This is a genomic window from Actinoallomurus soli, from assembly GCF_024055715.1.
GTDB classification, from domain to species: Bacteria; Actinomycetota; Actinomycetes; order Streptosporangiales; family Streptosporangiaceae; genus Actinoallomurus; species Actinoallomurus soli.
The window spans coordinates 201,054-223,214 of the sequence record NZ_JAMXMV010000007.1; the positions used below are offsets into that span (position 1 = coordinate 201,054).

20 protein-coding genes and 1 pseudogene are annotated in these 22,161 nt (G+C 72.6%); 7 read left to right on the forward strand and 14 right to left on the reverse strand.

Features of this window, described 5'->3' with window-relative positions; translation table 11 throughout:
• Positions 1-23 precede the first annotated feature (23 nt).
• The 6 genes from NDW01_RS19635 to NDW01_RS19660 form a co-directional block, all read right to left on the reverse strand.
• Positions 24-2,633, reverse strand: a complete 2,610-nt coding sequence (locus tag NDW01_RS19635; RefSeq protein ID WP_252822599.1) for a sensor histidine kinase — start codon at positions 2,631-2,633, stop codon at positions 24-26.
• A 17-nt stretch (positions 2,634-2,650) separates the two neighbouring features.
• Positions 2,651-3,571, reverse strand: coding sequence for a potassium-transporting ATPase subunit C (locus NDW01_RS19640; RefSeq protein WP_252822602.1), 921 nt, complete (start codon positions 3,569-3,571; stop codon positions 2,651-2,653).
• Entirely contained in the window at positions 3,571-5,748 is a 2,178-nt protein-coding gene (gene kdpB, locus NDW01_RS19645; RefSeq protein WP_252822604.1) for a potassium-transporting ATPase subunit KdpB, read from the reverse strand. Before kdpB ends, NDW01_RS19640 begins: the two co-directional genes overlap by 1 nt.
• A complete protein-coding gene (gene kdpA, locus NDW01_RS19650; RefSeq protein ID WP_252822606.1) occupies positions 5,748-7,409 on the reverse strand; it encodes a potassium-transporting ATPase subunit KdpA in 1,662 nt (553 codons plus the stop codon). Before kdpA ends, kdpB begins: the two co-directional genes overlap by 1 nt.
• Entirely contained in the window at positions 7,409-7,498 is a 90-nt protein-coding gene (locus tag NDW01_RS19655) for a potassium-transporting ATPase subunit F (RefSeq protein WP_252822608.1), read from the reverse strand. The genes kdpA and NDW01_RS19655 overlap by 1 nt, the downstream gene beginning before the upstream one ends.
• Before the next feature lie 268 nt (positions 7,499-7,766).
• The gene (locus NDW01_RS19660) at positions 7,767-8,657 is read right to left on the reverse strand and encodes a LysR substrate-binding domain-containing protein (protein WP_252822610.1); all 891 of its coding nucleotides are present in this window, start codon (positions 8,655-8,657) and stop codon (positions 7,767-7,769) included.
• Positions 8,658-8,983: 326 nt separating this feature from the next.
• Between NDW01_RS19660 and NDW01_RS19665 the strand changes: the two genes are divergently transcribed.
• On the forward strand, positions 8,984-9,973 hold the full coding sequence (locus NDW01_RS19665) for a YeiH family protein (protein WP_252822612.1): 990 nt from the start codon (positions 8,984-8,986) through the stop codon (positions 9,971-9,973).
• Positions 9,974-10,000: 27 nt separating this feature from the next.
• Here the strand turns inward: NDW01_RS19665 and NDW01_RS19670 are convergent, their stop codons facing one another.
• From NDW01_RS19670 to NDW01_RS19700, 7 genes and pseudogenes are all read right to left on the reverse strand, one after another.
• Positions 10,001-11,716 carry an IlvD/Edd family dehydratase gene (locus tag NDW01_RS19670; RefSeq protein ID WP_252822614.1) on the reverse strand — a complete coding sequence of 572 codons (1,716 nt, stop codon included), beginning with the start codon at positions 11,714-11,716 and terminating at the stop codon, positions 10,001-10,003.
• 101 nt (positions 11,717-11,817) lie between these two features.
• On the reverse strand, positions 11,818-12,273 hold the full coding sequence (locus tag NDW01_RS19675; RefSeq protein WP_252822616.1) for a VOC family protein: 456 nt from the start codon (positions 12,271-12,273) through the stop codon (positions 11,818-11,820).
• 86 nt (positions 12,274-12,359) lie between these two features.
• The gene (locus tag NDW01_RS19680) at positions 12,360-12,848 is read right to left on the reverse strand and encodes a Uma2 family endonuclease (RefSeq protein WP_252822617.1); all 489 of its coding nucleotides are present in this window, start codon (positions 12,846-12,848) and stop codon (positions 12,360-12,362) included.
• A gap of 83 nt (positions 12,849-12,931) precedes the next feature.
• Positions 12,932-13,276 (reverse strand): annotated as a pseudogene (locus NDW01_RS19685) (RNA-guided endonuclease TnpB family protein); the annotation flags it as partial.
• A gap of 168 nt (positions 13,277-13,444) precedes the next feature.
• Complete coding sequence (locus NDW01_RS19690) at positions 13,445-14,269, reverse strand: DUF3710 domain-containing protein (RefSeq protein WP_252822619.1); 825 nt, start codon at positions 14,267-14,269, stop codon at positions 13,445-13,447.
• A 3-nt stretch (positions 14,270-14,272) separates the two neighbouring features.
• Positions 14,273-14,770 carry a dUTP diphosphatase gene (dut, locus tag NDW01_RS19695; protein WP_252778466.1) on the reverse strand — a complete coding sequence of 166 codons (498 nt, stop codon included), beginning with the start codon at positions 14,768-14,770 and terminating at the stop codon, positions 14,273-14,275.
• 258 nt (positions 14,771-15,028) lie between these two features.
• A complete protein-coding gene (locus NDW01_RS19700; RefSeq protein WP_252822621.1) occupies positions 15,029-16,318 on the reverse strand; it encodes an AI-2E family transporter in 1,290 nt (429 codons plus the stop codon).
• A gap of 300 nt (positions 16,319-16,618) precedes the next feature.
• Between NDW01_RS19700 and NDW01_RS19705 the strand changes: the two genes are divergently transcribed.
• From NDW01_RS19705 to NDW01_RS19730, 6 genes are read left to right on the forward strand one after another with little or no spacing between them, the layout of a single operon-like run.
• Positions 16,619-17,230, forward strand: a complete 612-nt coding sequence (locus NDW01_RS19705; RefSeq protein ID WP_252822623.1) for a hypothetical protein — start codon at positions 16,619-16,621, stop codon at positions 17,228-17,230.
• Complete coding sequence (locus NDW01_RS19710; RefSeq protein ID WP_252822625.1) at positions 17,230-17,775, forward strand: MauE/DoxX family redox-associated membrane protein; 546 nt, start codon at positions 17,230-17,232, stop codon at positions 17,773-17,775. The genes NDW01_RS19705 and NDW01_RS19710 overlap by 1 nt, the downstream gene beginning before the upstream one ends.
• Positions 17,772-18,320, forward strand: a complete 549-nt coding sequence (locus NDW01_RS19715; RefSeq protein WP_252822627.1) for a thioredoxin domain-containing protein — start codon at positions 17,772-17,774, stop codon at positions 18,318-18,320. The genes NDW01_RS19710 and NDW01_RS19715 overlap by 4 nt, the downstream gene beginning before the upstream one ends.
• 23 nt (positions 18,321-18,343) lie before the next feature.
• On the forward strand, positions 18,344-18,895 hold the full coding sequence (locus NDW01_RS19720; protein WP_252822629.1) for a hypothetical protein: 552 nt from the start codon (positions 18,344-18,346) through the stop codon (positions 18,893-18,895).
• Positions 18,879-19,058: a hypothetical protein gene (locus NDW01_RS19725; protein ID WP_252822630.1), complete on the forward strand. Its 180-nt coding sequence runs from the start codon at positions 18,879-18,881 to the stop codon at positions 19,056-19,058. Before NDW01_RS19720 ends, NDW01_RS19725 begins: the two co-directional genes overlap by 17 nt.
• Before the next feature lie 18 nt (positions 19,059-19,076).
• On the forward strand, positions 19,077-19,631 hold the full coding sequence (locus tag NDW01_RS19730) for a hypothetical protein (RefSeq protein ID WP_252822632.1): 555 nt from the start codon (positions 19,077-19,079) through the stop codon (positions 19,629-19,631).
• On the opposite strand, the gene valS is transcribed toward NDW01_RS19730, so the two are convergent.
• Positions 19,622-22,150, reverse strand: a complete 2,529-nt coding sequence (gene valS, locus NDW01_RS19735) for a valine--tRNA ligase (RefSeq protein WP_252822633.1) — start codon at positions 22,148-22,150, stop codon at positions 19,622-19,624. The two genes, NDW01_RS19730 and valS, sit on opposite strands and share 10 nt — an antisense overlap.
• Positions 22,151-22,161: the final 11 nt, after the last annotated feature.

Genomic DNA, 22,161 nt, shown 5'->3' on the forward strand with positions numbered 1-22,161 from the left:
GGGCCCGCCGGGGCCCTGCCGGGTCAGGACGACCGTCCGTCCCGTACCGCGTCGGCGTGCGCCGCCGGCGCCGGGTCGGCGAGGCCGGCCGGGCCGGGCCGGCACGCGGGCAGCGAGACGACCATCGTCAGGCCGCCGCCCGGGGTGTCCTCGGGGACGAGGGTGCCGCCCATGGCCTCGACCAGCCCGCGCGACAGGGCGAGGCCGAGGCCCAGCCCCGCGCCGGCGCCGCGGTCACCGGCGCGCTGGAAGGGCTGGAAGATCCGGTCGCGGTCGGCCTCGGGAACGCCGGGCCCGCGGTCGATGACCCGCACCTCGACGTGGCCCGCGTGGGCGCTGGCCGTGACCAGCACGGATTCGCCCGGAGGACCGTGGTGCACCGCGTTGGACAGCAGGTTGACCAGCACGCGTTCGAGCAGGACGGGGTCGGCCAGCACCTCCGGCAGCCCGTCCGGCGCCTGGAGCCGTACGCCGGTCGCGCCGAGCTCGTCGATCGCGCACGGGACGATCTCCCCCACGGCGACGGGCTCCCGGTGGACGCCGAGCGCCCCGGACCGCAGGCGGCTCATGTCGAGGAGGTTGGTGACGAGACGGTCGAGCCGTACGAGGGACTCGTCGGCGGTGGCCAGGAGCTCGGCACGTTCCTCGTCGGACCAGGTGACGTCGTCGGTGCGCAGGCTCTCCACGGCGGCCTTGGCGGACGCCAGCGGGGACCGCAGGTCGTGGCCGACCGCGGTGAGCAGCGCGGTCCGGAGCCGGTCCGCCTCCGCCAGCGGACGGGCCTGCTCGGCCTCCTCGGCGAGGCGCTCCTGGCGGAGCGCGACGGCCGCCTGCGCCGCGAACGCCTCGAGGACGCGCCGGTCGGACGCCGAGGGGGTGCGGCCGCGCAGGACGAGGGCCAGGTCCTCCTCGACGGGAACGTCGGCGTCGCCGTCGCCGGGACTGCACGCCGGTTCGTCGCCGACCGCCGCGACCACCCGCCAGCACTCCGGATCGCGCTGCCGGACCGGGGTCAGCGGCGCCTCCGGCCGGCGCTCCAGCAGGGTGACCGACGCGAGGGCGAACGTCACCCGCAGGCGCTCCAGCAGATGCCGCAGCGCGTCCGCGCGGGCGCCGCCCCAGCCGCGGAGCACGCTGCCCGCCAGGTCGGACAGCAGTTCGGCCTCGGCGTGGGCGCGGGCGGCGTCCCGGGTGCGCCGGGCGGCGATCTCGACCACGACGCTGACCGCGACCCCCACGAGGACGTAGCAGGCGAGGGCGAGGACGTTCTCGTGCTCGGCGATCGTGAAGCGGTACAGCGGCGGGGTGAAGTAGTAGTTCAGCAGCAGCGAGCCGACCACCGCGGCGAACAGGGCGGGGTAGACGCCGCCGGCGAGCGCGATGGTGACGACCGCGACGAGGAAGACGAGGATGTCGCTGGGCAGGGAGAGCCGTTCGCGCAGGTTCGCCAGCAGCAGCGTGAGCAGGGGCAGGCCCGCGGCGGCCAGGAGGACCCCGATCGCGTGGCGGCGCGGGGTCAGCCCGCCGGCGCGGCGCGTCGCCGAACGCGGCCGGTTCACCTCCTCGTGGGTGACCATGTGGACGTCGATCGGCCCGGACAGCGCCGTGGTCGTGACGCCGACGCCCCGGGACAGCACCTGGGCGAACCGGCCCCGCCGTGAGGCCCCGAGGACGAGCTGCGTGGCGTTCACCCCGCGGGCGAAGTCCAGCAGGGCCTGCGGGACGTCGTCGCCGACGACCTGGTGGTAGGTGCCGCCCAGGCTCTCGACCAGGGCACGCTGGCGGGCCAGGTGCCCGGGGCCGGCGCCGGTCAGCCCGTCGCCGGTCGTGACGTGGACGGCGAACAGGTCCGCGCCCCTGGCCCGGTCGGCGATCCGCGCCGCACGGCGGATGAGCGTGTCGCCCTCGGGACCGCCGGTGAGGGCGACGACGACCCGTTCGCGCGCCTCCCACGTCGTGTGGATGTCGTGGTCGGCGCGGTACCGGTCGAGCTGGTCGTCCACCTTGTCGGCCAGCCACAGCAGCGCGAGTTCACGCAGCGCGGTGAGGTTGCCGACACGGAAGTAGTTGCCCAGCGCCGCGTCGATCCTGTCGGGGGCGTAGACGTTGCCGTGCGCCATGCGGCGGCGCAGCGCCTCAGCCGTCATGTCCACCAGCTCGACCTGGTCGGCGCGCCGGACGACCTCGTCGGGCAGGGTCTCCCGCTGCGGCACTCCGGTGATCTGCTCGACGACGTCGTTGACCGAGTCGAGATGCTGGATGTTCACCGTCGTGACCACGTCGATGCCGGCATCGAGGATCTCCTCGACGTCCTGCCAGCGCTTGGCGTTCCGGGTGCCGGGCACGTTGGTGTGCGCGAGCTCGTCGATCAGGGCGACCTTCGGGGCGCGGGCGATGACCGCGTCGGTGTCCAGCTCGGTGAAGGTCGTCCCCCGGTACTCCAGCGTCCGGCGGGGGACGATCTCCAGTCCGTCGAGGAGCTCGGCCGTACGGGGCCGGCCGTGGCACTCGACGAAGCCGACCACCACGTCGGTCCCCCGTTCCTTCCGCCGCCGGCCCTCGCCGAGCATGGCGTACGTCTTGCCGACCCCCGGGGCCGCGCCGAGATAGACGCGCAGCCGGCCGCGTGCCATGCCCGTCACCTCCCTTCTCACCCGCGGTACGGGTACTTCCGGTCGAGTTCGAGGTCGAGCCGCAGGACGTTCACCCGCGGCTCGCCGATGAAGCCCAGGGTCCGGCCGTCCTCGTTGTCCCTGATGGCGGCGAGGACCTGGGCCGTGGTGATGCCGCGCGCCCGCGCGACCCGGGGGGCCTGCAGGCGGGCGTACGCCGGGGAGATGTCCGGGTCCAGGCCGCTGCCGCTGCCGGTCACGGCGTCCGCGGGCACCGCCGGCCGGGCCGGGGCGTCGCCCCGTACCGGGACGATCTCCCCCATCGCGTAGTCCTCGCCGGCCTCGGCGCACTCGACGCGCACGCCCTCGTACGCGGCGACGAACGGCCGGGACACGACCCCGCACTGCTCGTTGACGCTGACGACGCGGGCGGGCCGGATCACGTGGCCCGCCCGGTCGCGCGGGCCGATGACCGACAGCACCGCGCCGACGCCGCCCGGCGTGCAGTACGGGCGGGCGCCGCTGACCCCCTCGAGCGCGCCGACCGCCCTGCTGCGCGCGCAGACCAGGGTCAGGAGGGAGTCACGGGCGGTCCTGGCGGCGATCTCCCTCGCCTTGCCGGCCGGGTTCCGCGGGAGGGTGTCGACGACGTCCTCGGGGCCGAGGTTGCTCGCGCCGGTGGACGTCGGGTCGTAGCCGGCTCCGGCGCTGGAGGGACGGCTCTGGACGTACTGGCGCAGCGGGTTCCCGCGCGGATCCGTGAACGCCTGGCCGATGAGGCGGCTGCCGACGACCTCCCCATCGTGTTCGATCAGGGAGCCCTCGGCCCGGCCGTGCAGGCCGGGGAGGAACGCGACGGCCCACACCGCGAGCGGGTAGACGACCCCGGTGATCACGGTCAGGACCAGGAGGGCGCGGACCGCGGCGAGGTGGTGGCGGATGAGGCTTGGCAGGCGCATCACGACATCCCGGGAAGGAACTGAACGAGCAGGTCGACGAACTTGATGCCGATGAACGGCGCGACGACGCCCCCGAGCCCGTACACGCACAGGTTGCGGGACAGCAGCTTCGAGGCGCTGGAGGGGCGGTACTTCACGCCGCGCAGGGCGAGGGGGATCAGCGCGACGATGATGACGGCGTTGAAGATGACGGCGGACAGGACCGCCGACTGCGGGCTGTGCAGCCGCATGACGTTGAGCCGGTCCAGGCCCGGATAGAGCGCCGCGAACATCGCGGGGATGATCGCGAAGTACTTGGCGATGTCGTTGGCGATCGAGAACGTGGTCAGCGCGCCCCGGGTGATCAGCAGTTGCTTGCCGATCTCGACGATCTCGATGAGCTTCGTCGGGTTGGAATCCAGGTCGACCATGTTGCCGGCCTCCTTGGCGGCGGAGGTGCCGGTGTTCATGGCGACTCCGACGTCGGCCTGGGCGAGCGCCGGCGCGTCGTTCGTGCCGTCGCCGGTCATCGCGACGAGCCGGCCGCCCTCCTGCTCCCTCTTGATCAGCGCCATCTTGTCCTCGGGCCTGGCCTCGGCGAGGAAGTCGTCCACGCCGGCCTCGTCCGCGATGGCCCTGGCGGTCAGCGGGTTGTCGCCGGTGATCATGACGGTGCGGATGCCCATGCGGCGCATTTCGGCGAAGCGCTCGCGCATCCCCGCCTTGACGACGTCCTTCAGGTGGATCACGCCGAGCAGCCGGGCGCGGTCCGTCCCGGCTTCCCGGACGACCTCGCCGACGACCAGCGGTGTGCCGCCGGCGGCGGAGATGCCGTCCACGACGCCGGCGACGTCGGTCTCCGGAAGACCGCCGTGGTCGAGCACCCAGGTGAGGACGGCCGCCGCCGCCCCCTTGCGCAGGTGCCGCGTGCCGCCGGGTCCGTCGTCGAGGTCGACGCCGGACATGCGGGTCTGGGCGGTGAACCGGATCCACGTCGCGTGCGCCAGCTCCCCCGGCGAGCGTTCCCGCAGGCCGTACGCGGTCTTGGCGAAGACCACGATCGAGCGTCCCTCCGGGGTCTCGTCGGCGAGGCTGGCCAGCTGTGCCGCGTCCGCGAGCTCCTGCTCGGTCACGCCGTCGATCGGGATGAACTCCGCGGCCTGCCGGTCGCCGAGAGTGATGGTGCCGGTCTTGTCCAGCAGCAGGGTGTCGACGTCGCCGGCCGCCTCGACCGCGCGGCCGCTCATCGCGAGGACGTTGCGCTGGACGAGACGGTCCATGCCGGCGATGCCGATCGCGGACAGCAGCGCGCCGATCGTCGTGGGGATCAGGCAGACGAGCAGGGAGACCATGACGATGCCGGTGACGCCGTGGGCGTTCAGCGCGAGCGAGTCCGGTACGCCTGGTTCATTCGCCTTGGCGAAGATCGCCAGCGGCTGCAGGGTGGCGACGGCCATCACGAAGATGATCGTCAGCGAGGCCAGCAGGATGTTGAGGGCGATCTCATTCGGGGTCTTCTGCCGGTTCGCACCCTCGACCAGGGCGATCATCCTGTCGATGAAACTCTCCCCGGGCCGCTGGGTGATCTTGACGATGATCCGGTCGGACAGCACCTTGGTGCCGCCGGTGACCGCGGACCGGTCACCGCCGGACTCGCGGATGACAGGCGCCGACTCACCGGTGATCGCCGACTCGTCGACGCTGGCGATCCCCTCGACGACGTCCCCGTCGCCGGGGATGATCTGCCCGGCCTCGACGATCACGTGATCACCCTGCCGCAGCGCGGGCGCCGGAACCGGTTCCTCCACCACCGGCCCGCCGGGCGCCCAGCCCACCAGCCGGCGGGCCGTCGTGTCGGTCTTGGCCCGACGGAGCGAGTCGGCCTGGGCCTTCCCACGTCCCTCGGCCACCGCCTCGGCCAGGTTGGCGAAGGTCACCGTCAGCCAGAGCCACGCGACGATCAGCCAGGAGAACCAGCTCGGCCGGCTCACGGCGAGCACGGTGCTCCAGACCGCCCCGATCTCGACGATGAACATGACGGGGTTGCGCCACATCGTGCGCGGATCCAGCTTCCGGACCGCGTCCGGCAGCGACCGGAGCAGCTGTCCGGGGTCGAGCAGGCCGCCCTGGACCCGGCCGCCAGGGGGCGCCGGCGCGTCCGGGGCCGTCCGGGGTGCCTCGGCGAGTCGTACGGACATCAGTGGACTCCTTCGGCCAGCGGCCCGAGGGCGAGTGCGGGGAGGAAGGTCAGGGCGACGAGGACGACCGTCACGCCGGCGACCATGCCGACGAACTGCGGGCGATGGGTGGGGAGCGTGCCCTCCGACACGGGCGTACGGCCCTGGCGCGCGAGGGAACCGGCCAGCGCGAGAACGAAGATCATCGGCAGGAAGCGCCCGAAGGCCATCGCCAGGCCCAGCGCGGTGTCGTAGAAGGGGGTGTTCGCCGTGAGACCCGCGAACGCCGACCCGTTGTTGTTCGAGGCCGAGGTGAAGGCGTACAGCACCTCCGACAGCCCGTGCGCGCCGCGGTTCAGCGTGCCCCCGCGGCCCCAGGTGCCGGCCATCGCCACCGCGGTGCCGGCCAGGACGCAGATGGGCGTGATCAGGAAGTACGCGGCCGCGAACTTGATCTCCCGGCTGCCGATCTTCTTGCCGAGGTACTCGGGGGTACGGCCGACCATCAGCCCCGCGACGAACACGGTGACCACCGCCAGGATCAGCATGCCGTACAGGCCCGAGCCCGTCCCGCCGGGCGCGACCTCGCCCAGCATCATGTCGACCATCGTCATCAGGCCGCCGAGGCTCGTGTAGGAGTCGTGGAAGGAGTTCACCGCGCCGGTCGAGGTCAGCGTGGTGGCGTCCGCGAACGTCGCCGAGTCCGCCACTCCGAATCGCGTCTCGACGCCCTCCATCGAGGAGCCGATCGCGGTCGGCACCGTGCCGTGGTGGGCGAGCTGGAAGAACGAGAGCAGCGTGACGCTGATGACGGCGAGCGTGGCCATCACCGCGACGATCGCCCGGCCCTGGCGGACGCTGCCGACCATCCGCCCGAACGTCCGGGGCAGGCCGAAGGGGATCATCAGCAGCAGGAAGATCTCCAGCCAGTTCGTCCACGCCGTGGGGTTCTCGAACGGGTGGGCGGAGTTGGCGTTGTAGAAGCCGCCGCCGTTGGTGCCGAGCTCCTTGACGGCCTCCTGGCTCGCGACCGGGCCGCCGGTGATCGGCTGCCGGGCGCCGGTGAGCGTCTGGACCGTGTGCGGGTCGTGGAAGTTCTGCACCGCACCGCCGATCACCAGGATGATCGCGGCGACGAAGGCGATGGGCAGCAGGATCCGCAGGGTCCCGCGGACCAGGTCCACCCAGAAGTTGCCGAGACGGTCGGTCCGCTTCCGGGCGAAGCCGCGCACGAGGGCGATGGCCACGGCCATGCCCACGGCGGCGGAGACGAAGTTCTGCACCGCCAGCCCCGCCATCTGCACCAGGTGTCCCATGGTCGACTCACCCGAGTAGGACTGCCAGTTCGTGTTGGTCACGAAGCTGATCGCGGTGTTCCACGCCTGATGCGTCACCACGGGCCTGAATCCCAGGCTCAGCAGCAGGTGGTTCTGCAGGCGCTGCAGGCCGTACAGGAAGAGCACCGAGACCGCCGAGAACGCCAGCACGCCGCGCGCGTACGAGGCCCAGGTCTGCTCGGCCTCCGGATGGACTCCCACCAGCCGGTAGATCACCCGCTCGGGCCGCGCGTGCCGCGTACCGGTGTAGACGCGGTACATGTGGTCCCCCAGCGGCCGGTGGACCACGGCGAGGGCGAGCACGAGAGATCCCGTGAACAGGACCCCCGCGAGCGTCGCGCTCATCAGAAGCGCTCCGGGAACAGCAGGGCGGCCACCAGGAAGACGGACACGAGCACGGCCAGGATCAGCCCGACCAGGTTCTCCGGGCTCACAGGCGCTCGACCGCCTTGACGACCAGGCCGAACAGGGCGAAGACCGCCACCGTCAGCAGCACGTACACCAGATCCGCCATTGCTCCGTTCCTCCGTCGTTCGCGGACCACGCGGAGGCCTCCAGGCGTGTCATCGCGTCCGCCTCCGGCGTTGCCCGACCTCCGATCTGGAGGTCACGCCTGAAGTCAACGCCTGAAATAGGCGGCTATCGCCGCTATTGACGAACCCTTAGCGCCGCTCGTGGGCGCCTTAACGCGCCCCTAACGGCTCAGGAGCGGGTGACGCGCAGGAGGTGCAGCGCGGGATCGGGGAGCTCACGGCCGCGCACCCACACCGCCCGCAGCACCCGTTCCAGCCGCAGCTCGCTCGGCACCTCGACGAGCCGGCCCGCGGCGATCTCGTCGGCGACGACGAGCGCGCTCAGCACGGCCGGGGCCGTGCCGGCGACGGCGGCGGCACGCAGCGGAGCGGTCGCGCCCAGCTCCAGCGCCGGCTCGGCCGCCCCGCCGTACGGCGCGAGCGCCGCCTCGAACGTCTCCCGCGTGCCCGATCCGGCCTCCCGCAGGAGCAGCGGCGTGGCCACCAGCTCCACCGGGCGCAGCGGCCGCCGCCTGCGCGTCCAGGGATGGCCCGGCGCGACGACGACCACGAGACGGTCCCGGCCCACGGCGCGGCTGTGCAGGTCGCGCGGCGCCCCGCGGCCCTCGATGAACCCCACGTCCGCCTCCGCCGTCCGCACCCGCTCGATGACGTGGGTGCTGTTGGTGACGTTCAACTCGACGTGGACGCCGGGCGCGACCTGGCGCAGGGCCACGAGCCAGCCCGGGATCAGGTGCTCGGCGATGGTGAGGCTGGCCGACACGCGGAGCCGGTCCTCCTGGCGCGAACGCAGCGCCGCGACGCCCTCGACCAGCGCGTTCGCCTGGACGAGGACGGCACGCGCCCAGTCGGTGACCACCGAACCGGCCGGCGTGAGCCGGGAACCGCTGGTGGAGCGCATGAGCAGCCGCACGCCGAGCCGGCGTTCCAGCGTGCTCATCCGCGCGCTGGCCGAGGGCTGACTGATGCCCAGGCGGGCGGCGGCCTGGCCGAGGCTGCCGGTCTCCGCGACGGCCACCAGCAGCTCCAGGGCCTCAAGGTCGGGAAGCCGGGAGGTCATAGGCGAACCCTATGACCTGCCAGGGAAATGCCTGCTACTGCGGGGCCCGCGCGGGCCCGAAGCTAGGGATCATGACGATCTGGACGCCACGACGCGCAGGCGCCGCCCACGTAACGCCGGACTTCGAACGCCCCTTGCCCCCCGCCGGCCAAAGCTCCGCCTGGAACGTGGACGCCGCGCGCCCTCCTGCCCCCGCGACGGACCCACCGGACGCCGTAAGACCGAAGGCCCCGGCGGCAGGCGCACCGGATTCCGCACGGGCGACCGGGCCGGGCCCGCTGCGGCAGCGGTGGGCGCTCGCCCCGGGCCCGGTGCGGCGGCGGTGGATGCTCGTGCCGGGCGTCGCCGCCTGTGTCCCGGCCGTCGCGGTGTCGTACGCCGCGCATCGTGCGGTCGGCACGGTGCCCATGCTCACAGCCGCGCTGGTCCTCGGGGTGCTCGCCGTGAACCTCCGGCTGCTGCCCGCCGCGACCCGGCCGGGCCTGCGGTTCGCCGGGACCAGGTTCATGCGGGCGGGCGTAGTGCTGCTGGGACTGCAGGTCTCGTTCGGCGACATCCTCGCCCTGGGCGCGCGGACGATCCTCATGACGGTGGCGGTCCTCGCCGTGACCTTCACCGGTACCCAGTGGCTCGGCCGCAGGCTCGGCCTGTCGAGCCGGCTGTCCCTGCTGGTCGCCGCGGGCTTCTCCATCTGCGGGGCGTCGGCCGTCGCGGCCGTCGACGGCGCGCTCGGCCCGCGGCCGGGCGACGCGGAGGCGGAACGCGAGACCGCGACCGCCGTCGGCCTCGTCACGCTCTGCGGCAGCCTGGCCATCGCCGTGCTGCCGCCCCTCGCCCACCTGCTCGGGCTGTCGCCGTACGACGCGGGGCGCTGGATCGGGGCGAGCGTGCACGACGTGGGCCAGGTCGTCGCGACCGCCACTCTCGCCGGTTCGGCGGCGCTCGTCCCGGCGGTCGCGGTGAAGCTGGTACGGGTCGTCATGCTCGCGCCGATCACGGCCGGTGTCGCGCTGCGGACCCGGCGCGCGGCCCTGCGGGGCGCGGAACGGCACCGGCCCACGCTGCTGCCGCTGTTCGTGCTCGGCTTCCTGGCGACGATGGCGCTGCGTTCGACGGTGACCGTTCCGCCGGACGTGCTGACCACCGCGAGCACCGTACGGGACGTGCTGTTCGCGGCGGCCCTGTTCGGCCTGGGCGCCGCCGTACGCCTGCCGGAGCTCGCCCGGACCGGCCACCGCGCCCTTCTCCTGGGCCTGACCTCCTGGGTGCTGATCGCCGGCGTCTCGTACGCGGGCGTCCTGCTCACCGCCCACTGAGCAGGCGGGCCGGCTGGGGACGAGGGGTCAGTGCGACTCCCGGGCCACCGCGTCGCCCGAGGACCCGATCAGGAAGTCCAGGTCGGCGCCGGTGTCCGCGCCCATGACGGTGTCGACGTACAGCCGCTCCCAGCCGCGCAGGGGGCGGGCCACGCTCTCCAGCAGCGCCGGTGAGGGCTCCCGGCCGTCGAGCTCCTCCTGCGGGATGTCCACGTCGATCCGGCGGTTCTCCACGTCGAGGACGATCGGGTCGCCGGTCCGGACCCGGTCCAGCGGGCCGCCCGCCGCGGCCTCGGGCGAGACGTGCAGGACCACGGTGCCGTACGCGGTGCCGCTCATGCGGCCGTCGCAGACCCGGACCATGTCGCGGACGCCCTTCTTGAGGAGCTTCTCGGGCAGCGGCATGTTCGAGACCTCTGGCATGCCCGGGTAGCCCTTCGGGCCGCAGCCGCGCAGGACGAGCACGGAGTCCTCGTCGACGTCGAGGTGCGGGTCGTCCAGGCGGGCGTGGAGGTCCTCGATCGAGTCGAACACGACCGCCCGGCCCCGGTGGCGCATCAGGTGCGGGGAGGCCGCGGCCGGTTTGATGATCGCGCCGTCGGGCGCGAGGTTGCCGCGCAGCACGGCGATCCCGGCGGCGGGCTGCAACGGCGCCTCACGGGTGCGGATGACCTCCGAGTCCCAGATCTCCGCCTCGCCGAGGTGATCCACGAGGGGCCGCCCGGTGACGGTGAGCGCGGCCGGGTCGAGCAGGTCCCGGACCTGGTCGAGCACGGCGTGCAGGCCGCCCGCGCGGTGGAGGTCCTCCATCAGGAATCGGCCGGCGGGCTGCAGATTCACGAGCAGCGGGACGTCCGCGCCGACCCGGTCGAAGTCGTCCAGGGTGAGGGGGACGCCGAGGCGGCCGGCGATGGCGAGGAGGTGGACGACCGCGTTGGTCGAGCCGCCGAGCGCCGCGAGCGCCACGATCGCGTTCCGGAACGATCCGATCGACAGCACGTCGCTGGGCCGGCGTCCCTCGTGCACCATCTCGACGGCCAGCCGGCCGGTCTCGTGCGCCCGGGCGAGCAGGCGGCTGTCCGGCGCCGGCAGTCCCGCCGTGCCGGGCAGCGTGGTGCCGAGCACCTCGGCGAGCAGGCCCATCGTGGAGGCCGTGCCCATCGTGTTGCAGTGACCCCGGCTGCGGATCATGCAGGACTCGGACTCCAGGAAGTCGCGCTCGGACAGCTGGCCGGCGCGTACCTCCTCGCTGAGGCGCCACACGTCGGTGCCGCAGCCGAGCGGCACACCGCGGAACGTGCCGGACAGCATCGGGCCGCCGGGCACCACGACGGCGGGCAGGTCGACCGAGGCCGCCGCCATCAGCAGCGACGGGATGGTCTTGTCACAGCCGCCGAGCAGGACGACGCCGTCGATCGGGTTGCCGCGCAGCATCTCCTCGGTCGCCATCGCGGCCATGTTCCGCCACAGCATCGCGGTCGGGCGCAGCTGCGTCTCACCGAGGGACACGACGGGGAGATTCAGCGGCACGCCCCCGGCCTCCCACACGCCCTGCTTCACGCTCTCCGCCACCTCGTCCAGGTGACTGTTGCAGGGCGTCAGGTCGGAGGCGGTGTTGGCGATGGCGATCTGCGGACGCCCGTCGAAGGCGTGACCGGGCAGACCCCGGCGCATCCAGGCCCGGTGGATGTAAGCGTTGCGATCCTGACCCGAATACCACTGGGAGCTGCGCAGACCCGGCATTGTTCCATCCCTTCGAACGGCGACCCATGGCATGGAAGCACACGGGGCCGCTCGACGTCACCCTCCGTACGGGTCGTACGCGGGCCGGCGGCGCCGGGCGGTCAGGAGTCCTCCCCCCACAGCCGGCGTACGGTCTCGAAGACCTTCTGGTTGTGGGAGATCTCGACGACGTTGCCGTCCGGGTCCTTCAGCGCGCAGATATAGCCGACCGGGCCGGGCATGTCGCGCGGCTCCCAGTGCAGGCATCCGAGCTCCCGTGCGCGGTCGGCGAGCGCGTCGACGTCCTCGCGCCGCGGCACCTCGATGCCCAGGTGCGCGAACGGGGTGAGCAGCCCCAGCCTGCCGCCCTTGTCCTCGTTGAACGACACGAGGACCAGCACGAACGGCGTCTCGACCTGCTTGTCGTTGGACAGCCACGCGCTCTCACCGGCGGCGTCCTGGAAACGCTCGACGACCACCAGGGGCGTCAGCGTGGTGTAGAACTCGATCGCCCGGTCGAGGTCCCCGGTCGGCAGCGCGACATGCGTCCAGCGGGCCTGCGTCAGAGCCGTCCCCATCGAGTCCTCCCGAACACCGTCGCGGACGTGACCGTCCTCTCAGGCTACGAACCCCACCCGTCCTCGGTCCACGGTCCGGCGGAACCTCAGCGGCGGGGCCCGACGAGCTCGGCCGGATCGAAGCTCAACTCGAACGGCTCCGCGAGCTTCAGGATCTCCCCCGCGTGCGCGTCGGCCATCTCCACATAGCCGGTTCCGCGGAGCTGATAGACCCGGACCCGTGGTAGCCCCGACAACTCCAGCTCCATGTAGAAGGGGATGCCACCCCGGGCGTAGCGCTGAGGCTTCCACGCAGGCTCGAAGCCCGTATTACCGGGGCTGAGGATCTCGGTCACCATCGTCACGTCGGCAGCGTGCATGGACGAGCCGTCATCGGACAGCGCGGCAACCGATCCGACCATGACGTCCGAAATCAGAAGATCGGCGCCGAGCTGGAGATTAACTTCGCGGTTCGCCGCGATCCCGGGCGGGGCCGCGGCGTCGAAGAGCCTCTCCAACTGTTTGGCGGCCCATTGATGCGGTTTCGGGGGCACGGGGGATACCACCGGTCTTCCCTGGATGAGCTCCTGGCGCATGCCGTTCTCCGGCAGGGCCAGTGCCTCCTCGCAGCCCAGGCCGGAACAAGCCCCGGCCCAGGTCTTACACCGGCTCCACAGGCCGACACCGCCGGCCCGGCGGCCAAAATAAGCTCACCACTCGACTCCTCCGCGACCCCCACCGCGTTACCGGCCGCGGGAAGCGGCTGGATGCCGGGGTCTTCGCACAGCAGGGACACGAACCAGCGCCCCGCCGCATCCTGAGACACCATCACCGTCGAGGGCTCGGCGCCCTCGGGCAGCGGCCGCGACCACACGATGTCCAACGGCTCGGTCATCTTTGCCAGCGTCAGCTTCCCATCCCGGAAGCGGAACCCGCTGCGGGTGTATTCGGCGGACGTGCGGGACTTCTTCGCCTTGAACCGCGGATACCCCGCCCGCTTGGCGAAGAAGTTCACGAACGCGGTCTGCCCGATCCCTGCCCTGCAGGGGTCCGATTCCTCCCCGCCCTGGAGGGCGGGGTCTCCTCGGAGGAGCCTGCGCCATCACTGTACGCATCGATGCGATTACAGATCCCGGAAACGCGAAATCCCGCCCCCGGCCAGGTGCCGGGGGCGGGATTCGGGGTTCGATGGTCAGCGGACCTCGGTGATCTCCGGGCCGCGCTCAAAAGGGTTGAACGGGGACCTCTCGTCGCCGCCGTCCTCCTGCACCGGCCCGCCCGCCTGCTGCGCACCGGCCGGCAGGGACAGCGCCAGCAGTTCGCGGGGCGGCATCGGGTCGTCGCCACGGACGACCACGATGTTGGCGAAGATCTCCTCGACGGCCCGGGCCTGCTCCGGGTCCTGCAGGGCGGCGCCCTGCACGACACCGCGCAGGAACCAGCGCGGGCCGTCGACGCCGAGGAAGCGGACCGGCTGCCAGCCGTAGCCCTGCTCCGCGACCTCCGGCGGGACCTGGTCCTTCAGCTCCTCCGGGATGGCGACCGGGACCATGGCGTGCAGCTCGGTGCCGAACGGCCCCTCCGCCTCCTGGGTCTCCCCCTGCGCCTGCTTGATCTCCTCGGCGATCTCCTCGCGGAGCTCGTCCCACAGGCCGCTCTTCTTCGGCGCGGCGAAGGCCTGCAGCTGCAGGCCGCTCTCACCGGTCACGACGGTGACGGCGACGAAATTCCCGCCGACGAGGTTGCCCTGCGCGTCCTGCTCGGCGTCCTCGATGTTGAGCTGGTGCTCGATCCCCTCGGCGATGGGCACCCGGATCGCACCGAAGTCGACGCGCTCGATCTCGGGGATCGAGTCGGCCGCGGCGTCCCAGGGGCCGCCGTGGGACACTGCCGCGCGATCCTGCTCTCCCTCGGACCCGGCCTCTTCGGCCTCGGACTCCTCGGCCGCGACGGTCTCCTCGTCGGTCGGCTCGAGGTTCTTCTCGGGCTCCTCGTCCCGACGACGGCGTCGAAACACGACTCACGCTCCTTCGTTGTGATGTACGGCCGCGTCCGCGGCGCGGCTCCCCACGGCTCCTGCGTACCCGCCCGTGGATCCGAAACCACCGTCTCCGCGCGCCGATCCCGGCAGGACCTGGACCTCATGGAAGACGGCCCGCTCGACACGCTGGATGACCAGTTGCGCGATGCGGTCGCCGCGCGTGAGCCGCACGGTGTGCTCGGTGTCGGTGTTCAGCAGGGTGACCTTGATCTCTCCCCGGTAGCCCGCGTCGACGGTGCCGGGCGCGTTCACGATCGTCACTCCCAATTTAGCCGCCAGCCCGGAACGCGGGTGAACGAAGGCGGCGTAGCCGTCGGGGATGGCGATCGCGATCCCGGTCGGCACGAGCGCGCGGGCCCCGGGCGGCAGCTCGACGTCCACGGTGGTGACCAGGTCGGCCCCCGCGTCGCCCGGATGGGCGTACGACGGCGCGGGCAGGCCGGGATCCAGCCGCTGGATGAGAACGTCCACAGTCAAGGGCTCCACCTCGTCACGATCTGATGGCGGCGCTCGCCTCGGCGCGCGTCACAGGCCGTGACACTACCGCCTGCGCGACCCTGCGCCGGTGAGCGCGGCGCGGCCGGTCACGGCCCCGCCGGGCGGACTCCGCCGGGAGCGCGGCACCACCGGCCCCGCTCCGCCGGGCGGAGGCCGCACGCGCGCCTGGCACGATCGGCCCGGCTCCGCCGGGCCGAGCCGTACGCCGGCGGGTGTGGCGGGTCCGCGCGGCGGCGTTCAGGAGGCGTCCGAGGACCGGTCGTGCGCGTCGTCCTCGGCCTGGGCGTCTCGCGGATCCCCGTGGCCGCCCTGGTCCCCGTCGGAACCGTCCTCCCGCCGGTCGGCGGGGGGATCGGCGGGCTCCTCCGCCGCCGCGGTGGTCCTGCCGTCCGCCGGCGAGTCGCCGGACCGCGCGCCCTCCCTGGCGTCCTTCCGCCACCGGGACAGCAGGCCGGCTCGGGTGGTCCGCTCGGTCGGCTTCGCGTCGTCCTCGCCGCGCAGCGCGGGCCAGGCCCGGTAGATGACGGCCGCCGTGGGGACCGCGACGGCGGCGCCGGGGATGCCGCCGACGACCGCGCCGACCGAGATGGCGATGATGATCGCCAGTGGGTGGAAGCGCACCCATCGGCCGACGACGAGCGGCTGCAGGACGTGGCCTTCGAGCTGCTGCTCGAGGATCAGGATGCCGAGGAAGACCAGGGCGGCGACGAAGCCCTTGAAGCTGAAGACCACGAGGACCGCGAGCGCCCCGGCGACCAGGATCCCGACGATCGGGATGAAGCTTCCGAAGAACACGATCACTGCGAGCGGCGCCACGAGCGGCACGCCCATGATCATCAGGGTCACGGCGATGACGATCGCGTGGATCAGCGCGACGATCACCGTGCCGTGGACGTACTGCGACAGCGTCTCCCAGGCGGCGCGGCCGGCCCGGTCGATGCGGTCGCGGTGCCGCCCGGTCCCGCCGATGAGCCAGCGCCAGATCCCCGGCCCGTCCTTCAGCAGGAAGAACGTCACGAAGAACATGAAGACCAGCGCCGCGAGCAGCTCCCCGGCGACGGTGGCGCCGGTGAAGGCCGTGCTGAGCAGCTTCCCGCGCTGCTGCTGGATCTGGTTGAGCAGCTGGTCCACGGCCGACTGGAGCTGGGAGTTCTTGAGGTGCAGCGGCCCGGTGACCAGCCAGTGCTGGACGTCGGTCGCCGTCCGCTGGATCCGGTTGACCAGGTGCGGGAACTGGTCGTTGGCCTGGATTCCGACGAAGGTGCCCACGCCGCCGAGCACCCCGAGGGCCAGGAGCATCGTCAGCCAGGTCGCGGCGAGCGGCGGCATCCGCCGGGCCAGCCGTCCGGTGACGGGGTACAGCAGGGCGCACAGCAGCAGCGCGATCGCGCACGGCAGCACGACGATGCGCAGTTTGTCGAGGATGCGGGCGACCGCGTAGATCACGACCCCGATGACGATCAGCCGCCAGCAGAACGAGGCCACGGTCGCCAGCGTCCGCGGCACTCCCGGATCCCGATCGCTCACTGTCCTCCTCCGGACGACGCCCTACCCGCACCGCCGTCGCCGACTCTTCATCGAACCGACGTCTTCATGACCCGGCGCGTGCACCGCGAAGAGCGATTGGCCACATTCGGGCATCGCCGCGCCGGTATCTGGTCAACGAGCCCAAATGCTCTTACCTTGTGCTAACCACGACTTTCGGCGGGGCCGGTCGGTCGAACGGGGAAGGGCTGGGTCATGGGGCACAAGGTCGTACATAGGGCATTGGACGGGTACCGATTCTCCATTTCCGGCGATCAGGATCTTACTCTCCCTTTCACCTCCGTGACGCGGTACGCCGTGGACGGAAGGATCTACGAGCTGACCTCCGGTGACCGCAACGCGGCCTCCGCGTGGGCCGAGGATCTCGGCATTCGTCACTTCGACGATGAATTCTCCGTTCAAGGCGGCCGACTTCGCACGACGCGGGTCACCCATTATGACAACCGCGTCGGCCTGGAAGACCACCTTCTCGCCGTGATGTGGCAGGGCCGCAATTATTCGCTGTTCGTCCCCCTGTACAGCGCCCGGGCCGCCGACGCCGTACGCCTTTTCCAGGTCCTGCGGATCACCGAGCACCAGGACGGCATCGCGGTCGCGTCCCGCGATCCCAAGCGCGCGGGCATCGCCGAGCCCGCCGACGTGGCCAAGGAGATCCCCGGGATCGGCCTGCTGGAGATCACCGCGCTGACCAGGACGACCGCGCGGAGGCTCCCGGCGTGGGCGGGCGCGAAGGTGCCGAGCGGTGAGCTCTTCCGCGACACGCTCGACGACGACACGCCGTACTTCCTGCTCGCCACGTCGTCCGCGATGGTGACCGTGCTGCCGCACGAGTCCCGCCAGGCCACGGCGGTGGCGAACCGGCTCGGCGGGCTGCGCGTCGAGACCGTCGCCTGATGGCGGCGATGCTGGCCGGCATGTCGGCCGGGACGGTGGCGTTGATCCTCCTGGCGGGCTTCGCGGGGCATCTGCTGCATCCGCGGGTCCTGCCCGCGGCCTTGACGGCGCACCGCACGGTGCCCGGCCTGTTGATCTGGCCGGTGGCCGTCGCGGTCGGCGCTCTGGAGGGCCTGTTCGGGGCGGTGACCGGGTACGCGCTGCTGGCCGGACGGCCACGGGCGCTGACCATCGGGGCGACCGGCAGCGCCCTGCTGTTCGCGGCCTACGCGCTGTACGGCCTGTACGTCCTGCGCACCCGGCCGGGCCTCGGAAGCGTGCCGTGCGGCTGCTCGGCCGACGACACGCCGATGAGCGGCTGGGTGGCCGGGCGGGCCGCGGCGCTCGCGCTGGCGTCGGTGACGGCCTCGGCCGGGGCGGGCTCGGCCGCCGCCTCCCACGGCGTGCACGTCGCGATCGTGGCCCTGTCGTCCGTAACCTTCGCGGTGCTGCTGTGGTCGCTCCCGCCGGCCATGGCCGACCCCGAAAGGAGCGTCGCCCGATGAGCTTCGAGACCACCGCCCTGCTGGTGACCTGGGTGGCCATCGTCCTGCTCGCCCTCGTGGTGGCCGGGCTGGTCCGGCAGGTGCACCACCTGACCAGGGCGCCGCGCACGCCCGACGTCGGCCTGACCACGGGCATGCCCGCGCCGGACCTCGACCGGCTCGCGCCCGAGCCGGGCCGCCCGACGCTCCTGCTGTTCCTCGGCGCGGAGTGCCCCGCCTGCCACAGCGTCTTCGAGGAGGCGCTGGGCCAGACCCAGGCTCCGCCGACGCGCGCGCTGTTCTTCGACGACGCCCTCGACGTCACCCCGCCGGACAACATGCTCGTCCTGGCCGACCAGGGTGATCTGTTCCAGACCTACCAGGTGCCCGCCACGCCGTACGCCGTGCTCATCGGCGCGGACGGGCGGATCCGGACGGCCGAGCCGGTCGGCTCGGTCCGCGCGCTGCACGCGCTCATCGTGCAGGCCGGCGGCCGGGTCGTCGACTCCGAGGCGCCCGGTGAGCCGGCGCCGCCGATCACCGACGCGGACACCGCATCCGTGTGAGGACAGGACGGGGAGGATGCCCGATGCTCGAACTCGATGACATTCCCATGCTGAGCGGCCCACGGCCCGAGGGCGCCCGGCGGGCCGCCCGGCGGGTTCCGCACGCGACGGCCGAGGGCGTGGCGCGCCGGTCCATGCTGGGCGGAGCGCTGGCCGCCGGCACCACCGTGGGCCTGTCCGCGCTCGGAGTGTTCGCCCCGGCGCGCAAGGCGCTCGCCGCCGGTTACAGCCTGACTCCGGGCTACTACGACATCTACGGCAAGTGCCCGGCGTACGCCGACCCGTTCGACTGCTCTCCGGGCTGCGGGCCGAGCACCGTCCTGTCGAGCGCGTGCCGGACCAGCGGCAAGTACACGGGCTATCACAAGTCCGGGGTCTCCGACCCGGGGCGTTACAAGCTCCGCCCCAACCAGTGCTACGCGGGCAAGTACGACGGCTGGATCTGGGCGTACGCCCACAAGTGCGGAAATTGCACCAAGTCGGTGACCTGGCGCTGCCACGACGGCTGGAAGAAGAGCGCGGCGGGGCACTGGTACAAGACCGTCTGCCGGTGGGCCCTTGCCTGCGCCAAGTGAGGCCCTTCCGGCCGGCCGCCTGCGCCGGGGGCTGACCGAGCCGCTGCTGCCGTTCGCCGCGCTGGCCCTGCTGGCCGTCGCGGCGGCGGCCGCGCAGCAGACGGTGCTGTGCTGGGCGTCGGTCGGCGCGCTGGCGGGCTACTCCCTGTCCGGCTCCGTTTGAACGCGTAACAGCGACTTCGTGCTGTTCTCGCCGGGTCGGCGGGCCAACGTACGGCAGGGCGAGGTCCTGGCCGTCTTCTCCCTCGGGCTGCTCCTCGGGGGCACGCTCAGCGCCACCGTGCTGTGGCTGCTGTCCGGCTTCGCGGCGCCGCTGCCCCGGACGGTGCGGATCGGGGCGATCCTGGTGTTCGCGGTGGCGGGCGTCGCCCGCGAGGCGGGCTGGATCCGCGTGCCGCTCCCCCAGAACGCCCGGCAGATCCCCCGCGAGGTGCTGCAGTACCGCGTCCGGCGGGGCTCGCTACAGTTCGGCTTCGAGCTGGGCACGGGCGTGCGCACGTACGTCTCGGCGAGCGCGCCGTACGTCGTCGCGCTCGGGCTGGTGCTCGCGCACCAGGGGCCGCTCGCGACGATCCTGACCGGCACCGCCTTCGGCGCCGGCCGGGCGGTCACCGCGACCGCCCGGTACGCCAGCCGGAACGACGAGTGGGACGACCGCCGGGTCGCCCGGATGCCGATCCTGACCAACGCGATCGGCGTGGCCGTCCTGGCTGCCCTCGGCCTGCTCTACGTCTGAGGCGCCAGCGTCACGTCGACGACGAAGCCCTCCTGGGGCTCCGCGTCGAGCGTCAGGTCGGCGATCCGCCCGGCGGCCCGCAGGTCGGCCACGGCGAGGCGGGAGACGTTGGCGCCGCGGACCACGGCCCGCTCGACGTCGGCGCGCATCGAGACCTTCGCCGTCGACTTGGCCTTGCGGACCTGCCGGAGCACGTCCGCGGTGGCGGCGAGGACCGCCGCGTCACCGCCCGCCGGGGCCTCGACGACCGGCCAGGCCGCCCGGTGCACCGAGCCGTCCCGCCACCACGACCAGACCTCCTCGGTGACGTAGGGCAGGATCGGCGCGAACAACCGCAGGACCACCGACAGGGCCTCCCGCAGCGCGGCACGGGCGGACACCGCCTCCTGGCCGGGCTCGCCGTCCGGCGCGCCGTAGGCGCGGGCCTTGACCAGCTCCAGGTAGTCGTCGCACAGGTCCCAGAAGAACCGCTCGGTGCGTTCGAGGGCCCGGGTGTAGTCGTACGCCTCGAAGGCGGCCGTGGCCTCGCGGACGGTGTCGGCCAGCGCCGCCAGCATCGCCAGGTCCAGCGGCTCGGTCACGGCCGCGTCCGCCGGGACGTCACCGAGGCCGAGCACGAACTTCGAGGCGTTGAGGATCTTGATGGCCAGCCGGCGGCCGATCTTGATCTGGCCCGTGTCGAACGCCGTGTCCGTGCCGAGCCGCCCGTTGGCCGCCCAGTAGCGCACCGCGTCGGCGCCGTGCTGGACGAGCAGGTCCATCGGCGTGACGACGTTGCCCTTGGACTTGGACATCTTCTTGCGGTCCGGGTCGAGGATCCAGCCGGACAGCGCGGTGTCGGTCCAGGGCAGCGAGTCGTGCTCCAGGTGCGCCCGCACGACCGTGGAGAACAGCCAGGTGCGGATGATGTCGTGCCCCTGGGGCCGCAGGTCGTACGGGAAGACCCGGCCGAAGAGGTCCGGGTCCCGCTCCCAGCCGCCCGCGATCTGCGGCGTCAGCGACGAGGTCGCCCAGGTGTCCATGACGTCCGGGTCGGCCGTGAAGCCGTGCGGCTTGCCGCGCTGGTCCTCGGTGAAGCCCGGCGGGGCGTCCGAGGAGGGGTCGACCGGCAGGGCGTCCTCCGGCGGCGTGATCGGCCGGTCGTGGACGGGCTCGCCGTCGGCGTCGAGGGGGTACCAGACGGGGATCGGCACGCCGAAGAACCGCTGCCGCGAGATCAGCCAGTCGCCGGCCAGTCCCTCGACCCAGTTGTCGTACCGCCCCTTCATGTACGCCGGGTGCCAGGTCAGCTCGGCCCCGCGGGCCAGCAGCCGCTCACGCAGCTCCGGGTCGCGCCCGCCGTTGCGGATGTACCACTGGCGGGTGGTGACGATCTCGAGCGGCTTGGAACCCCTCTCGTAGAACTTGACCGGCCGGGTGACGGGCCGCGGCTCGCCGTCGAGGTCGCCGGAGGCGCGCAGCAGCTCGACGACGCGCTCGCGGGCCGCCTGGGCGGTGAGCCCGGCCAGCTCGGAGTACGGCTCCGGGGCGACGCCGGCGGGCGGCTCGGGCAGGATCCGGCCGTTCCAGTCGATGATCGCGCGCGTGGGCAGCTGCAGCTCCCGCCACCAGATCACGTCGGTCAGGTCGCCGAACGTGCAGATCATCGCGATGCCGGACCCCTTGTCCGGCTCGGCGAGGTGGTGCGCGACGATCGGCACCTCGACGCCGAACAGCGGCGTGCGCGCCGTGGTGCCGAACAGCTCGCGGTAGCGCTCGTCGTCCGGGTGGGCCACCAGCGCGACGCAGGCGGGCAGCAGCTCCGGCCGGGTCGTCTCGATGTAGACCGGGCGTCCCCCGGACCCGTGGAAGCGGAGCCGGTGGAACGCGCCGGGCTGCTCGCGGTCCTCCAGCTCGGCCTGGGCGACCGCGGTGCGGAACGAGACGTCCCACAGCGTCGGGGCCTCGGAGACGTACGCCTCGCCGCGCGCCAGGTTGCGCAGGAACGCCCGCTGGGCGGCGGCGCGGGCGGGCGCGCCGATCGTCGTGTAGAGCAGGGACCAGTCCACCGACAGCCCCACGCGGCGCCAGACGTCCTCGAAGGCCTTCTCGTCCATCCGGGTCAGCCGGTCGCACAGCTCGACGAAGTTGCGCCGGGACACCGGGATCTGCCGGCCGGGCTTGTCCGGAGGTTCGAACGCCGGATCGTAGGGCAGGGACGGGTCGCATCGGACGCCGAAGTAGTTCTGCACACGGCGCTCGGTGGGCAGGCCGTTGTCGTCCCAGCCGATCGGGTAGAAGACCTCGCGGCCGCGCATCCGCTGGAAACGGGCGATCGTGTCGGTATGGGTGTAGGAGAAGACGTGACCGACGTGCAGGGAACCGCTGACCGTGGGCGGAGGCGTGTCGATCGAGTAGATCTCCGAGCGCGCCTTCGACCGGTCGAACCGGTAGGTGCCGCGCTCGTCCCAGAGTACGGCCCACTTCTCCTCGAGACCGTCGAGCGTGGGCTTCTCCGGCGGACGCGGCTTGTCAGTCATGGCGCCAATGG